The 15,147-nt window shown below is 63.7% G+C and carries 12 protein-coding genes; 9 read left to right on the top strand and 3 right to left on the bottom strand.

All coding sequences use genetic code 11. The features are described from left to right. The first annotated feature begins 97 nt into the window (after positions 1-97). The 3 genes from T8A63_RS11945 (at position 98) to T8A63_RS11935 (ending at position 5,378) form a co-directional block, all read left to right on the top strand. Entirely contained in the window at positions 98-2,458 is a 2,361-nt protein-coding gene (locus tag T8A63_RS11945) for a LysM peptidoglycan-binding domain-containing protein (protein ID WP_322343929.1), read from the top strand. 116 nt (positions 2,459-2,574) lie between these two features. Further along, positions 2,575-4,446 carry an ABCB family ABC transporter ATP-binding protein/permease gene (locus T8A63_RS11940; protein ID WP_416153211.1) on the top strand — a complete coding sequence of 624 codons (1,872 nt, stop codon included), beginning with the start codon at positions 2,575-2,577 and terminating at the stop codon, positions 4,444-4,446. A gap of 116 nt (positions 4,447-4,562) precedes the next feature. Next, positions 4,563-5,378, top strand: coding sequence for an ion transporter (locus T8A63_RS11935; protein WP_067630712.1), 816 nt, complete (start codon positions 4,563-4,565; stop codon positions 5,376-5,378). Positions 5,379-5,398: 20 nt separating this feature from the next. On the opposite strand, the gene T8A63_RS11930 is transcribed toward T8A63_RS11935, so the two are convergent. After that, positions 5,399-5,848 carry a DUF302 domain-containing protein gene (locus T8A63_RS11930; RefSeq protein WP_416153210.1) on the bottom strand — a complete coding sequence of 150 codons (450 nt, stop codon included), beginning with the start codon at positions 5,846-5,848 and terminating at the stop codon, positions 5,399-5,401. Between the two features lie 147 nt (positions 5,849-5,995). Between T8A63_RS11930 and T8A63_RS11925 the strand changes: the two genes are divergently transcribed. The 3 genes from T8A63_RS11925 to der all read left to right on the top strand — a co-directional run bounded on the left by T8A63_RS11925 (position 5,996) and on the right by der (position 9,692). Then, positions 5,996-6,700 (top strand): tetratricopeptide repeat protein, encoded by a 705-nt coding sequence (locus tag T8A63_RS11925; protein ID WP_322343927.1) that lies wholly within the window; start codon positions 5,996-5,998, stop codon positions 6,698-6,700. A 67-nt stretch (positions 6,701-6,767) separates the two neighbouring features. Continuing rightward, positions 6,768-8,150: a PQQ-like beta-propeller repeat protein gene (locus T8A63_RS11920; protein WP_322343926.1), complete on the top strand. Its 1,383-nt coding sequence runs from the start codon at positions 6,768-6,770 to the stop codon at positions 8,148-8,150. A 60-nt stretch (positions 8,151-8,210) separates the two neighbouring features. Then, on the top strand, positions 8,211-9,692 hold the full coding sequence (der, locus tag T8A63_RS11915) for a ribosome biogenesis GTPase Der (RefSeq protein ID WP_322343925.1): 1,482 nt from the start codon (positions 8,211-8,213) through the stop codon (positions 9,690-9,692). A gap of 6 nt (positions 9,693-9,698) precedes the next feature. Here der and T8A63_RS11910 read toward each other — a convergent pair whose 3' ends face one another. After that, positions 9,699-10,415: a tryptophan-rich sensory protein gene (locus T8A63_RS11910; protein WP_067630708.1), complete on the bottom strand. Its 717-nt coding sequence runs from the start codon at positions 10,413-10,415 to the stop codon at positions 9,699-9,701. Between the two features lie 277 nt (positions 10,416-10,692). Then, positions 10,693-11,985, bottom strand: coding sequence for a serine--tRNA ligase (gene serS, locus T8A63_RS11905; RefSeq protein ID WP_322343924.1), 1,293 nt, complete (start codon positions 11,983-11,985; stop codon positions 10,693-10,695). Between the two features lie 217 nt (positions 11,986-12,202). On the opposite strand from serS, the gene yajC reads away from it, so the two are divergent. The 3 genes from yajC to secF are packed head-to-tail and all read left to right on the top strand — an operon-like array spanning position 12,203 to position 15,136. After that, the gene (yajC, locus tag T8A63_RS11900; protein WP_067627241.1) at positions 12,203-12,481 is read left to right on the top strand and encodes a preprotein translocase subunit YajC; all 279 of its coding nucleotides are present in this window, start codon (positions 12,203-12,205) and stop codon (positions 12,479-12,481) included. Between the two features lie 35 nt (positions 12,482-12,516). Beyond that, on the top strand, positions 12,517-14,166 hold the full coding sequence (secD, locus tag T8A63_RS11895; protein WP_322343923.1) for a protein translocase subunit SecD: 1,650 nt from the start codon (positions 12,517-12,519) through the stop codon (positions 14,164-14,166). A 1-nt stretch (position 14,167) separates the two neighbouring features. Then, positions 14,168-15,136: a protein translocase subunit SecF gene (gene secF / locus T8A63_RS11890; protein WP_322343922.1), complete on the top strand. Its 969-nt coding sequence runs from the start codon at positions 14,168-14,170 to the stop codon at positions 15,134-15,136. Positions 15,137-15,147: the final 11 nt, after the last annotated feature.

The raw sequence follows: 15,147 nt of genomic DNA, 5'->3' as shown, positions 1-15,147 counted from the left end.
TGTCCTGATTATTTGGAAAAATCGGCGCAGATGGTCTGCGCTTTTGACCCCTGTTAGCCTGCTTGCTAAAAAGGCTCAACCACAGGGGAAGTAGAAGATGTTCAAGGGATTTGGCCGGTTTGGCGGCATGGGGGCGATGGCGGCGGGCGCCTTTGCGGCGGCGGTGCTGGCGCTTGGCGCTTGGATCGGCAGCAAGCGCAGCGGGCCGGAGGAGGCAGGGCAAACCACCGTGGCCGTGCTCCCCGAACGCGATGCCACCCCAGAGAACGCCACGCTTGTGCCAAATGCCGTACAGGGCGTTTCCATCGGCCCCGAAGACGCGGCAGCGACGGAGCCCAGCACCGCGCAGCAAGCAAAAGAGCCGCAGGTCTCAGAGCCGCAGGCCCTGGCTTTCGACGAAGTGCGCCGCGAAAGCGATGGGATGACTGTGATCGCAGGCCGCGCGGCCCCCGGCAGCAGCGTGGCCGTGTTGAAGGACGGCGAAGAGATCGCCACCGCCACCGCCGATGGGTCCGGAAAGTTCGCGACCCTCGCGATGATCCCCCCCGACGGAAAGGGCCATGTGCTGACGCTTTTGGGGCAGGACGGTGAGACCAAGCTCGCCTCGGAAGAAGAGATCATCCTCACGCCGACCGCAGCGCCTCTGCAGATGGCAGAGGCGGACACCACGCCCGAACAAAGCCCGCTTGCCCATGCGGAGGAGGGCGGGGACCCCGATGGCGAGGCGGCAGCAGACGAGGGTGCCGAGCCTGACCTCGCATCGCCGGGCGACGTGCAGGCGGAGGCTGAAGCCTCTGACGTGACCTCGCTTTCCGAGGCCGAGATGACGCGAGAGACGCCTGCGGATCAGACGGCCTCGACCGATGCTCCTGCTGAAGAGCGGGACGAGGCCGCAATCGAGCCCGCCGCGACCGCTCCGGAACAGGCGACCCCGCTGGCCGGGACCGCGACCGCCGAGGCTGAGGGGGCTGCCGAAAGCCAGCCAACATCTGACGACGGTTCGGCAACGCCCGCAGCTGCAAGCGAGACGGCCACAACGGAGGAAGAGACCATTGAGGGCGGAGGCCAATCGGACCCTCTGGAAACCGACAGGGCCCAGGGCAGCGCAGCAGAGCAAGAGCCTGCCGCGGGTGAAGGAGCGATTGCAAACGTATCCGACCTCACTCAGGCCACACCGCTTTCCGGAACTGGCACGGCGGAGGGCGTGAACGCCGCCCCAGAGCAAGAGCCCGCTGCGGGCGAAGGAGAGATCGCCAAGGTTTCCGACCCCACTCAGGCCACACCGCTTTCCGGAACCGGCACCGCGGAGGGCGTGAGCTCCGCCCCCGAGCAAGAGCCTGCCGCGGGTGAAGGAGCGATAGCCACCGGCTCTGACCCCTCTCAAGCCACAAAGCTTTCCGAAACCGGCACCGCCGAGGGAGCGGGCTCCGCACCGGAGCGGGAACAAGTCACCGAGGCGGGGGAAGACCTTGCCGCCGGCACCGCGCCCTCTCAAGCGACTCCGTTGGCCGGAACGGGCACTGGCGCGGGGTTGGCCGGAACGGGCACTGGCGCGGGATTGGCCGGAACGGGCACTGGCGCGGGGTTGGCCGGAACAGGCACTGGCGCGGGGTTGGCCGGAACGGGCACTGGCGCGGGCGACAGCACTGCGCCAGAGCGTGCGCCAGACCAAGGGCAACAGGCGACCTCCGACACCCCAGCCCAAGCCACGCCGCTGGCGGAGACGGGAACGGCGGACGCCGCCACTGGCGCTGCCGACGGTACCGCTTCCCCTGCGCAGGGGCCCCCGACGCCAAATCCCACAACCGATGCCCCCAGCCTTGCGGAACGCGACGCGCCCAGCCCTGAGACCACAACCCCGACGCCCACGGAAGAAACCGACACCACCGCCGCCCCGGCTCAGCCATCTGCGCCAGCCCCGGTGCTGAAATCCACGGCCGAGGGTGTGGAGCGGCTCGACACCGCGCCGCCGCAGGTGATGACCAATGTAGCGCTCGACACCATCGGCTATTCCGATCAGGGTGACGTGCAGCTTGCAGGCCGTGCGCAGCCGGACACCAGCGAAGTGCGCGTCTATCTCAACAACAACGCGGTGATCAGCCTGCCGGTCGATCAGGAGGGCCGCTGGCGGGGCGATCTGCCGAACATCGATGAGGGCGTCTATACCCTGCGGGTGGATGAGCTTTCTCGCGCAGGCGATGTGACCAGCCGGGTGGAGACACCCTTCAAACGCGAATCCCCCGAGGTGCTGGCCGCCGCCACCGAAGGGCTGAGCGGCCCGTTGAGCGCTGTGACGGTCCAGAAAGGCGACACGCTCTGGGCGATCTCACGCGAACGCTACGGTGATCCATTGCTCTACGTGAAGGTGTTCGAGGCCAACAGCGGCAATATCCGCGACCCCGATCTGATCTACCCCGGACAGGTTTTCGATCTGCCCGAAGAACCCGCACCAGAGTGATCTGATGGCCCAAGGCGGGGCGGCATTCGCAGCGCGCAGAGCGGCTGTGCGCCGCCCCACACTGGCAACCTTGGCGGATGGGGCCTATGTAGCCTGTAATCACTTCAGGAATTCCCATGCCAGCCGATACAGACCAAACGCCCGCCGCGCGTCGGCGCGACCGCAAAACCCCCAAGCCTGAGCGCATCCCCACAGAGGCCGAGATGATCGACGCCGCCGAGCGTCAGTCGGGCTTTTTGGTGCTGCGCAAAGTGGCACCCTACCTTTGGCCCAAGGATATGCCGTGGGTGAAACGCCGGGTTGTTCTGGCTATGTTGGCGCTGCTCGTGTCGAAACTGATCATCGTCGCCACGCCGTTCTTCTACCGCGACGCGGTGGATGCGCTGGCGGGCGAGGGCGCGCCGATGCTGGCGCTTGGGGCGATTGGCCTGACCGTGGCCTACGGCATGGCGCGGCTGATGGGCGTGGGCTTTCAACAGGTGCGCGATGCGGTCTTTGCCCGTGTCGGACAGCGCGCCTTGCGGATGTTGGCGCTCGAGACCTTTCAGCACATCCACAAACTGTCGATGCGCTATCACATTACCCGCAAGACGGGGGGCTTGAGCCGGATCATCGAGCGTGGGGTCAAAGGCGTCGATTTTCTGCTGCGCTTTTTGCTGTTCTCCATCGGGCCGCTGATCCTTGAGCTGATCCTCGTCGGCGTGATCCTCGCCGTTTTGTTCGACATTTGGTATCTGGCGGTCGTGACCGTGACCATTGCGGTCTACGTCTGGTTCACCTTTGCCGTGACCGAATGGCGCGTGCGTCTGCGCAGGCAGATGAACGACAGCGACACCGAGGCCAACCAACGCGCGATCGACAGCCTGTTGAACTATGAGACGGTGAAATACTTTGGCGCCGAGGGCCGCGAGGCCGCGCGTTATGACTTGGCAATGGCCGACTACGAAAACGCGGCGATCAAGACGAACTATTCGCTCGCTTTCCTAAACTTTGGCCAAGCGTTGATCATCACGGCGGGGCTGGTGGGGGTCATGGTGATGGCCGCGATGGGCGTGCAAAGTGGCGAACTCAGCGTCGGCGACTTCGTCATGGTGAACTCCTATATGATCCAATTGACCGTGCCGCTGAACTTCCTTGGCACCGTTTACCGGGAGATCCGTCAGGCGCTGGTGGACATGGGGCAGATGTTCGGCCTGCTCGAACAACCGGCAGAGATTGACGACAAGCCGAATGCGCCGGACCTCAAGGTAACGGGTGGCCATGTGACGCTGGAGAATGTGCGCTTTGCCTATGACACCGACCGTGAAATCCTCAAAGGCATCTCGCTTGAGGCGCAACCGGGAGAGACGGTGGCGATTGTCGGCTCGACGGGCTCGGGCAAATCCACCATCGGGCGGCTGTTGTTCCGCTTCTACGATGTCGCCGGGGGCGCGCTGAAGATCGACGGGCAAGACGTGCGCGATGTGACCCAGCATTCGCTGCATATGGCGATTGGCGTGGTGCCGCAGGATACGGTGCTGTTCAACGACACTATCGGCTATAACATCGCCTACGGACGCGATGGGGCGACGCAGGAAGAGGTCGAGGAGGCGGCACGCGCTGCACAGATCCACGATTTCATCATGGCGTTGCCACAGGGCTATGCGACCACGGTGGGCGAGCGGGGGCTGAAACTCTCGGGCGGCGAGAAACAGCGCGTGGGCATCGCCCGGACGCTGCTGAAAGACCCGCCCATCCTGCTGCTGGACGAGGCGACAAGCGCGCTTGACAGTGAGACGGAGCATGAGATTCAAGACGCGCTGCGCCGGGCGAGCCAAGGGCGCACGGTGCTGACCATCGCTCACCGTCTTTCCACCATCGCAGAGGCGGATCGCATCGTCGTGCTGGAGAAGGGCGAGATTATTGAGCAGGGCAGCCACGAGGTGCTCTTGGCCCAAGGCGGGCGCTATGCCCAACTCTGGCAGCGCCAGCAGGCGGAAGAAGAGTAAACGCCGCGCAGGCCCCGCCTTCTGTTTTGGCAGACGGGCGGGGCATTGCCGCCGATGGTGCAAACGTTGCTGATCTGCTCTTGCGTTGTGCCAAGCGGCACACGATATCTACCGCCATGACCGATCTCTCCCCTCCCTCGCCACAGTCGCTGCGCGCCCGCGCGGCACGACTGGCTGACCGCGCTTCGTTTCAGAACTTCATTCTGGGCGTGATTCTGTTCAACGCTGTCATTCTGGGGCTGGAGACCTCGGATGAGGTGATGGCGCAGGTAGGGCCGTTGATCCTGCTGCTCGACAAAATCTGTCTCGGCATCTTTGTCATTGAGATCGCGATTAAACTCTACGGTCGGGGGATGGATTTCTTCAAACGCGGCTGGAGCATTTTTGACTTTGTGATCGTCGCCATCTCTTTGATCCCTGCCACCCAAGGGCTCAGCGTGTTGCGGGCGCTGCGCATCTTGCGTCTGCTGCGCGTCGTCTCCGTCGCCCCCTCGCTGCGCCGCGTGGTTGAGGGGCTGGTCAACGCGCTGCCCGGTATGGGCTCGGTTTTCCTGCTGATGGGAGTAATCTTTTACATCGCCTCCGTCATGGCCACCAAACTCTTTGGCGCGGATTTCCCGCAGTGGTTCGGCACGCTGGGGCGCTCGGGCTATTCGCTGTTTCAGATCATGACGCTCGAGTCGTGGTCCATGGGCATCGTGCGCCCGGTGATGGAGGTCTATCCCTATGCGTGGATGTTCTTTGTGCCCTTCATCATGGTCACGACCTTCGCGGTGGTGAACCTGCTGGTCGGTCTGATTGTGAACTCGATGCAAGACGCGCATCATGAGGAAAGCAACGAGCAGACCAATACCTACCGCGATGAGGTCATGTCGCGGCTGACCGATCTGGAAAACCTCATCAAGGCGCAGAACACCCCGCCCAAACGCTAAGGTCCGGGCGGGGAGAAGCGTTACTCTTCGCCGATCGCCTTGGCGGTGAGGTTGTCCAGCGCCTCGGTCATCTTGGTGATATATTCCGCGTCTTCGGGCAGGCCATGGGCCGTAACCAGTGTTTCAGGGTCGGCATAGGTCACATGCACGGCCCCTTCGCCATCGGCATAGACCAGCACCCGCATCGGCAGATCCAGCCCGGCGGTCTGCGCATCCTGCATCGCGGGCGTGCCGAGCTTGGGGTTGCCAAAGATCAAAAGCTGCGTTGGGCGCAGCTCCATCTCGACCTTCTCGGCCCCGGCGGCGTGATCGACGCGGGCGAAAACCTCGGCCCCGGCCTCTTCGACGGCGCGTTCCAGCCGGTCCATCGTTGTCACCACGTCATGGGGTGACACTTTGGCCACCAAATCTTGGGCCAAGGCGGGCACCGCTGCCATCACCAGACCTGCGGCCATTGCTATCGCTCTCATCATCTTCTCCTTTGTTGCATCCTGCCCCTGATCTAGCGTGACCCTTGCCCGTGCCAAGCGCGCAACACCGTGCTGCGGTTCGCTGGGTCTTGGCTTGGCTGTCCACGCGCGGTAAGAGGGGCAAAATCAGGCCGGGGGCAGGGCGCGATGAGCGATACCGACAGTTTTATTGACGAAGTGAACGAAGAGGTCCGCCGCGACCGGTTTTATGGCCTGCTGCGCCGCTATGGTTGGATCGCTGTGGTCGCTGTGGTTGCCATCGTCGGCGGTGCCGCGTGGAACGAATATAGCAAAGCGCAAGAACGCGCGCAGGCCGAAGCCTTGGGCGATGCCATGCTCGGAGCGCTTGAAGCGGATGCCAGCAATGCCCGCGCCGAAGCGCTTGCCCCGATTGAAGCCGAAGGCCCCGGTGCCCGCGCCGTGCTGAATTTCATGCGTGCCGATGCCTTGGCCGAGGCCGGTGAGATTGACGCCGCCGTCGAACAGCTCGACGCCGTGGCGCTCGACGGCGATCTTGCGCCGATTTACCGCCAGTTGGCGCAGTTCAAGGCCGTGACCCTTCAGGGCCAATCGGTGCCCGTGGCAGAGCGGCGTCAGGCGCTCGAAACACTGGCCCAGCCCGGTGCCCCGCTGCGTCTTCTGGCCGAAGAGCAACTGGCCCTGATCGACATCCAACAGGGTGAGACCGACAAGGCCGTGGCGCGATACCAATCCATTCTCTCCGATGCGGAAACCACCCCGGACTTGCAACAACGCGCCCTTCAGGTGATTGTGGCCTTGGGTGAAGAACCGGGGGTCGAAGACGCTGCTGCAGCGGCTGAGCTGGAGATCCCCGAAGCAACGGGTGACTGACACATATCCACCCGCCGAAAACGGCGGGGGCGTGAAGGTTGAGGAAAGACAGAAAGTGAGCAGGTCCATGACGAAGCATCGCGAATCCGAACCCGGCCATGCGGGTCTGCGGGGGCTGGGCGTGGCGGGGGCCATCGGTGCCGCGCTGCTGCTGACGGCCTGCGCGGATGAGCAGACCTATCTGCCGGGCAAACGTGAAGACGTGCGCGCGGTGCTGCAAAACCCCGGTGTGCAAGACCCGGCCTTTGACGCCATCGACGGCCCGGTGCCAGAAAACACCAGCCGCGCCATCGCTTTGGGCGGCGCGGTAAACAACGCCAACTGGACCCACAGTGTCGGCACCCCCTCGACCCGCGTGGGCCACCCCGCGTTGCGCAGCACATTGCAGCCGGTCTGGAGCGCCAAGATCGGCGCGGGCGACAGCCGCAAACAGCGCATCACTGCCGATCCGGTGGTCGCGGGCGGGCGCGTCTTTACGCTCGATGCAGGCGCGCAGGTCACTGCGACCTCGACCTCAGGCCAAACGCTCTGGACCCGCGACCTCACCCCCGCATCCGACCGCGAAGGCCAAGCCACCGGTGGCGGGCTCGCCGTGGACGGCGAAACGCTTTACGTCTCTGTGGGCTTTGGTGTTCTGGCCGCGCTCGACGTGACGACAGGCGGAGTGCGTTGGACGCAAGACCTCGACGCCACGGGTTCGGGCACGCCGACCGTCTCGGGCGATCTGGTCTATCTCACGGCGGGTGACGATACCGGCTTTGCGCTCGACAAAACCACAGGCCGCATCCAGTGGCAGACCGGTGCTGTCACCAGCCTCAGCAATGTGCTGGGCGCACCGGCGCCCGCCATCACCAATGATCTTGCGATCTTCGCCTTCGGCTCGGGTGAGGTTCAGGGGCTGTTCCGTCAAGGCGGGCTTGAGCGGTGGGCGACCTCTGTTCTGGGCAAACGTCAGGGCCGCGCGCTGAGCTTTGTTGGTGACGTGACAAGCGCGCCCGTGGTCTCGGGCGGGACTGTCTATGTGGGCAACCATTCGGGCCGTCTGGCCGCGCTCGACGTGAACAGCGGGGACCGTAAATGGGTCGCGCGCGACGGGGCGATCGGCCCGGTCTGGCCTGCGGGCGATTCTGTTTTCGCGGTCACCGACCTCAATGAACTTGTGCGGCTCGACGCCAGCACGGGCCGCCGCATCTGGGGCACGCCGCTGCCGAATTTCGTCAAGGACCGGCCCAGAAGGCAATCCGAAGTCGTGGCGCATTACGGCCCGATCATCGCCGGAGGCCGCGTGATCGTGGCGTCCAACGATGGGGTGCTGCGCAGCTTTGACCCCGTGGGCGGCGGGCTGACGGGCACCACCCAAATCCCCGGCGGGGCGACCACTGCCCCCGTCGTGGCAGGCGACACGCTTTATGTCGTCTCCACCAAGGGGCAATTGCACGCTTTCCGTTAGGCCGCAAATAGGCTAAGGCGCGTGTCTGAACTGGCCCAACCGGGGCCCGGAGCCTGAATTATGTCCTTTACCCTTGCCATCGTGGGCCGTCCCAATGTCGGGAAATCCACGCTGTTCAACCGCCTTGTCGGCAAACGCCTTGCGCTGGTCGACGACCAGCCCGGCGTAACACGCGATCTGCGCGAAGGGGCGGCCAAACTGGCCGACCTGCGCTTTACCGTGATCGACACGGCCGGTCTGGAAGAGGTCACCGACGACAGCCTCCAAGGCCGGATGCGCCGCCTGACTGAGCGTGCCGTGGATATGGCCGATATCTGTCTGTTCATGATCGACGCCCGTGTCGGCGTGACCCCGTCGGATATGGTCTTTGCCGAGATCCTGCGCAAGAAATCCGCTCATGTAATTCTCGCCGGTAACAAAGCCGAGGGCAAAGCCGCCGATGCGGGCATGATCGAGGCCTATTCGCTGGGTCTTGGTGAGCCGATCCGCCTCTCCGCTGAACATGGCGAAGGTCTGAACGATCTCTACTCAATGTTGATGCCGCTGGCCGATGAATATGAGGACCGCGCCACGCGGGACGCGCCCGAGACGGATGTGGACCTGCCTGAGGATGACGCCGATCTCGAAGCCGAATCCGTGCCGATGCCCACGCGCGCCAAGCCTCTGCAGGTTGCCGTGGTGGGCCGCCCCAATGCGGGCAAGTCGACGTTGATCAACCAGATTTTGGGCGAGGACCGTTTGCTCACCGGACCGGAGGCGGGGATCACCCGCGATGCGATCTCTCTCATGACCGAATGGGCCGGGCCGGATGGTGATCCGGTGCCGATGCGGATTTTTGACACCGCCGGGATGCGTAAAAAGGCCAAGGTGCAGGAGAAGCTTGAAAAGCTCAGTGTCAGCGATGGTCTGCGCGCGGTGAAATTTGCCGAGGTCGTTGTCGTTCTGCTCGACGCCGAAATCCCGTTTGAGCAGCAAGACCTGCGGATTGCCGATTTGGCCGAGCGTGAGGGTCGTGCCGTCGTTGTTGCCGTGAACAAGTGGGACATCGAAGAGAACCGTCAGGAAAAGCTGCGCGATCTCAAGGAAAGCTTCGAGAGGCTCTTGCCGCAGCTGCGTGGCGCGCCGCTGATCACTGTGTCTGCCAAAACGGGCAGGGGGCTTGACCGTCTTCAGGCCGCGATCATGCGCGCCTATGAGGTCTGGAACCGCCGGATCACCACCGCACAGCTTAACCGCTGGCTCTCGGGCATGATGGAGGCGCATCCGCCCCCCGCGCCGCAGGGCAAGCGCATCAAGCTGCGTTACATGACGCAAGCCAAGACCCGTCCGCCGGGCTTCGTGGTGATGTGCAGCCATCCCGACAAGGTGCCGGACAGCTACGCGCGCTATCTGGTCAACGGGTTGCGGTTGGATTTCGACATGCCCGGCACGCCGATCCGTCTGTGGATGCGCGGCCAGTCGGATGCCAACCCCTATAAAAACCGCAAAAAGGCCGCGCCGTCGAAGCTGCGCAAGCACACCGACGGTCGCCGCCGGGATTGACCTCGGTCAGCCCCGCCGAAACGCCCTGAGCGTGGGCAGCGCCACAAGGATGCTGCCCCCAAAGGCCAGATAGGCGACCAAGGGCGTTTCGCCCCAATTGGTCACGATCACGCCCACCAGCCCCCAGATCACCGCGATACCGTAGGTGGGGGTCCGGCCAAGGGCGGTCTGCACGATGGCCCCAATCGCCCCTGCGAGCCCGACAAAGACCACGGCTGCCGTCTGCTCTTCCAGATAGCCATAGCCCGCCGCAAGCAGCGCCAGCGACACACAGGATGCGGCAGAGAGCCAGCCTGCGTAGAGCCCCACCGGGGCCGCGGCCCACAGCGGGTCTTCGACCGGGGCGAGGAACAGGGCGATCAGGGCGGTGATCAGCATGACCCAGATCAGCACCGCCGCCCAGATCGGGCTCATGGTGGCCACCGCGAGCCATGTTGTCCCCACGGCGAGCGACAGGCAGAGCGGCACGCGCATGTCATGCCACTGCCCATCCCGCGGCGCGCGCAAAAGCCCATAGGCCAATCCGATAATCAGCCAAAGATAGATCACACCCCAGATGGAAAACGCATAGCCCGCAGGCTGCGCGGGCGGGTTGTCTTGCGGGACCGGGAATTGGTTCGGGTCAAAGCCCGAGAAGCTGGGCACGAAGAAGGGCGAAATCGCGAAGGCGATGCTGAGCAGCAGTGCAAGCGCAGCGATCAGGGTGCGGGAGGATTTGGGCAAGCGGGGGCCTCGCGGGATTGGATGTTGCGGTACATCTAATCCTAGAGCGCCCGCTCGCCACGGCAACCAAGGGCCAGCGCCTTCCCGTGGGGTGGCGAACCCTGCCGCTTTATGGCTTAGCAGTGAGGCACGTTTGCAAGGGAGTACTCAGCCTCACGAAATCGCCGGCCCGTCGCACCAAAGGTGCGCTCATAGAGACAGGCACGCCTTTGGCGTGCCGGGACGGGCAGGCGATGGCCCGGCGCCTGCGGCGCGGATCGGGCTGGGTGCCTCACCCTTACGCTAGCACACCTTCCGCAGTCAGCGTCGTCTTGCCCCCTAGATACGGCGCTAGCACCTCGGGCAGTTTCACCGACCCATCCGCCTGCTGGCCATTCTCCAGCACCGCGATCAGACAGCGCCCAACCGCCAGACCCGAGCCATTCAGCGTATGCACAAACTGCGGCTTGCCGCCGCCCTCGGGCTTGAACCGCGCATTCATGCGGCGCGCCTGAAAATCCCCGGTGGTCGAGACCGAGGAAATCTCGCGGTAGCAATCCTGCCCCGGCACCCAAGCCTCGATGTCATAGGTGCGCCGCGCGCCAAAGCCCATGTCGCCGGTGCAGAGGATCACCGTACGGTAGGGCACGCCGAGCTTCTCGAGGATACCTTCGGCGCAGGCCACCATGCGCTGCTGCTCGGCGTCGCTTTCATCGGGGTGGGTGACCGAGACCATCTCGACCTTCTCAAACTGGTGTTGGCGCAGCATGCCAGCGGTGTCGCGGCCTGCACTCCCGGCCTCGGAGCGGAAGCAGAGGGTATGGGCGGTCAGCCGGACCGGCAGGGCGCTTTCCTCTAACGTGTCGCCGCCCACCGAATAGGTCAGCGGCACTTCCGAGGTCGGGACCAGCCACCAGCCATTGGTGGTTTGATAGCTGTCTTCGCCGAATTTGGGCAGCTTATCCGTGCCATACATTGCCTCGTCGCGCACCAGCACGGGGGAGTTCACCTCTGTCAGGCCGTTCTCATCCACATGGGTGTCGATCATGAACTGCGCCAGTGCCCGGTGCACCCGCGCCACGGCGCCTTTCAGCATGACGAACCGCGCACCCGAAATCTTGGCCGCGGTCTCGAAATCCATGCCGGGTTTGACGCCCTTGATCTCGTAATGCTCGACCGGTTTGAAATCAAAGCTGGGCTTCTCGCCCCAGCTTTTCACCTCGACATTGTCACCTTCGTCATCGCCTTGGGGCACATCATCGGCGGGGTTGTTGGGGATCCGGGCGAGCATATCGGTCAGCTTCGCGTCCAACTCCTGCGCCTCGACGTTCATCGCGGCGACCTCTGCCTTTTTGTCGCTGACCAGCGTCCGCAGGCGCTCGAACTCGGCCTCATCGCCGCGGCCCTTGGCGGCCCCGACTTCCTTGCTGGCCTTGTTCTGCTCGGCCTTGGCAGTCTCAGCGGCGGCGATCTTAGCGCGGCGTGCGGCATCGAGCGACAGCACCGCCTGCGACATCGCAGCCTCGCCCCGGCGGGCGAGAGCGGCGTCAAAAGCCTCGGGATTGTCGCGGATGGCGCGGATGTCGTGCATGGGTTTGTCCTCAAAATCGGGTGAGTCGGTTTTGCTGCCTTATGCCTCAATGTGCTGCGCGGCGGTAGGGGCCGCAACCGTGCGGCGATTGGCCCCGCGCAGACGGCCATGCGGCGGCGGCTTTCCACCTTGCACCCCGCTGCCGCCGCGCATAGGTTCTGGCCAAATTCTCAGGGCCCATCCTGCGGCCCAATACCCATCGAAAAGGACGACCCCCATGGAAGGCATCCAGCAATTTGTGCCGCTGATCCTGATCTTCGCGATCATGTATTTTCTGCTCATCCGCCCGCAGCAGAAGAAGGCCAAAGAACATCAGGCCATGGTGGCCGGCCTGCGCCGCGGCGATCAGGTCGTTACCCAAGGCGGGATCATCGGCAAGGTCTCCAAGGTCAAAGACGACGGCGAGCTTGAGGTGGAAATCGCTGAAGGCGTGAAAATCCGTGTGGTGCAGGCCACCATCGCGACCGTCGTTTCCAAGACCGAACCGGCGAAATAAACCCTACCCCGAGGCCGCAACCCAAAGGCGGAACTATGCTACAGATTGATCTGTGGAAGCGGATTGTCATTGTCCTGACCTGTTTGGCAGGGCTTTGGCTCGCGCTTCCCAATGCCTTTTACGCTCCTGTCGAAAAGCACAATGACGCCGTTGCGGCCATCGAAGTTCAGGGCAGTACGCCTGAGTTGGAAGCGCAGCGCGCGCTTTGGCCCGAATGGATGCCCTCGGGGTTGGTGAACCTTGGCCTCGATCTGCGCGGCGGTGCGCATCTGCTGGCCGAAGTGCAACTGGCCGATGTCTATGCCTCGCGCATGGAAGCACAATGGCCCGAGGTTCGTGACGCTCTGCGCAGCCTGACTCCGGTCCGGCGCGAAGAAGCGCCAGCGGGGGAATTGCGGGTCCGTCTGAACGATCCGTCCAAAATGGAAGAAGCTCTGCAGATCACCCGTGATCTGGCCCGTCCCGTCACCACGGTCACCGGGGCAGGCGGCAGCGACATCAACGTGAGCGGCGCCAATGGCACCATCACCATCACCCTGTCGGATGCCGAAAAACAGGCGACTGACGAGCGCACCATGCAGCAGAGCCTCGAAATCGTGCGCCGCCGCATTGATGAGGTCGGCACCCGTGAGCCGACGATCCAGCGTCAGGGTGCAGACCGCATCTTGATCCAAGTGCCGGGCATTGGCTCCGCTGCCGAGTTGAAAGCGATCATCGGCACGACGGCACAGCTGACCTTCAACCCGGTGGTCAACCGTGGCTCCAATGAGAACGACAACCCCGGCATTGGCAACGCGATCCTGCCGGCGGCGGATGAAGAGGGCGTGTTCTACACGATCGAAACCGCCCCCGTCGTCACCGGCGAGCAACTCGTCGACGCACAGCCCAGCTTTGACCAGAACGGGGCACCTGCCGTGTCCTTCCGTTTTGACACTTCCGGTGCGCGCAAGTTCGGTGATTACACGGCCGAGAACATCGGCTCGCCCTTTGCCATCGTGCTCGACAACGAAGTCATCAGCGCGCCGACCATCCAAAGCCATATTCCCGGCGGCTCAGGCATCATCACCGGGCGCTTCTCGGTCGAGGAAAGCACCAACCTTGCCGTGCTGCTGCGCGCCGGGGCCCTGCCTGCGGGGCTGAGCTTTGTCGAAGAGCGCACCATCGGACCGGAACTGGGCCAAGACAGCATTGACGCGGGCAAGATCGCCACGATGGTGGCCTTTGCCGCTGTGCTGTTCTTCATGTGGGCGTCTTATGGGCTCTTCGGGTTCTTCGCCAATATCGCGCTGATCATCAACGTCGGGCTGATCTTTGGTCTGCTGAGCCTCATCGGGGCCACGCTGACCCTGCCGGGCATTGCCGGGATCGTGCTGACGGTCGGCATGGCGGTGGATGCCAACGTGCTGATTTTCGAGCGTATCCGTGAAGAGCAACGCAACGCCAAAGGTGCTGCGCGGGCGATCTCGCTGGGCTATGAGCGCGCACTCAGCGCCATTCTGGATGCCAACATCACGACCTTCATCGTGGCGGTCATCCTCTTTGCCCTAGGCTCTGGTCCGGTGCGCGGCTTCGCCGTAACGCTGGGACTGGGCATCATGACATCGGTCTTCACCGCCTTCTTCGTCACCCGCTTGCTGGTGGTGATCTGGTTTGAACGCCGCCGTCCCAAGACAATCGAGGTTTGACATGCGACTGAAGCTGGTACCCGACAACACGAACTTCGATTTCTTCGGCTATGCCAAGATCACCTTTGGCGCGTCTGTGGTGGCGATGATCCTGTCGCTGATCGCTTGGGGCGTGATGGGGCTGAATTTTGGCATCGACTTCCGCGGCGGCACGACCCTGCGGACCGAAAGCTCTGAGGCCATCGACGTGGGCGCTTACCGCGATGCCCTCGGCCCTCTGGAACTGGGCGACGTGACGATTTCCGAGGTCTTTGACCCCGGTTTCGGCGCGGACCGCCATGTGGCGATGATCCGCGTACAGGCCCAAGAGGGCCAAGAAGCGGCGACCACGGAAACCATCGAAACCATCGAAGCGGCGCTGCAAAGCGTGTCTCCGGACATCAAGTTCACCTCGGTGGAATCCGTTGGGCCCAAGGTCTCGGGCGAGCTGATCCAGACGGCATTCCTCGCCGTGGGCGGGGCGCTGGCGGCGATCCTGATCTATATCTGGTTGCGGTTCGAATGGCAGTTCTCGGTCGGCGCTGTGGTGGCCCTGTTCCACGATGTGGTGCTGACCATCGGGCTATTCTCGATCTTGCAAATCCGTTTCGACCTGCCGGTGGTGGCCGCGATCCTGACCATTATCGGCTATTCAATCAACGATACGGTCGTGATCTTTGACCGCCTGCGGGAGAACCTGCGCAAATATAAGAAGCGCCCCCTGCGTGAGGTGATGAACCTCAGCGTGAACGAGACGCTGAGCCGGACACTGATGACCTCGGGCACCACGCTGCTGGCGCTGATCGCGCTGCTGATCTTGGGCGGCGATGTGATCCGGGCTTTTGTCTTTGCGATTACATGGGGCGTGATCGTCGGCACCTATTCCTCGGTCTATGTGGCCAAGAATGTGGTGCTTTATCTCGGCGTGAAGCGCGACTGGTCCAAGCCCGACGCGGGCGCGGGCACGCAATTCGCCAATATTGATGCCTGATCTGCTGGCGC

Origin of the sequence: Sulfitobacter sp. OXR-159 (assembly GCF_034377145.1) — a bacterium.
Taxonomy (GTDB): Bacteria; Pseudomonadota; Alphaproteobacteria; order Rhodobacterales; family Rhodobacteraceae; genus Sulfitobacter.
This window is presented reverse-complemented; position numbering and strand designations above follow the sequence as displayed.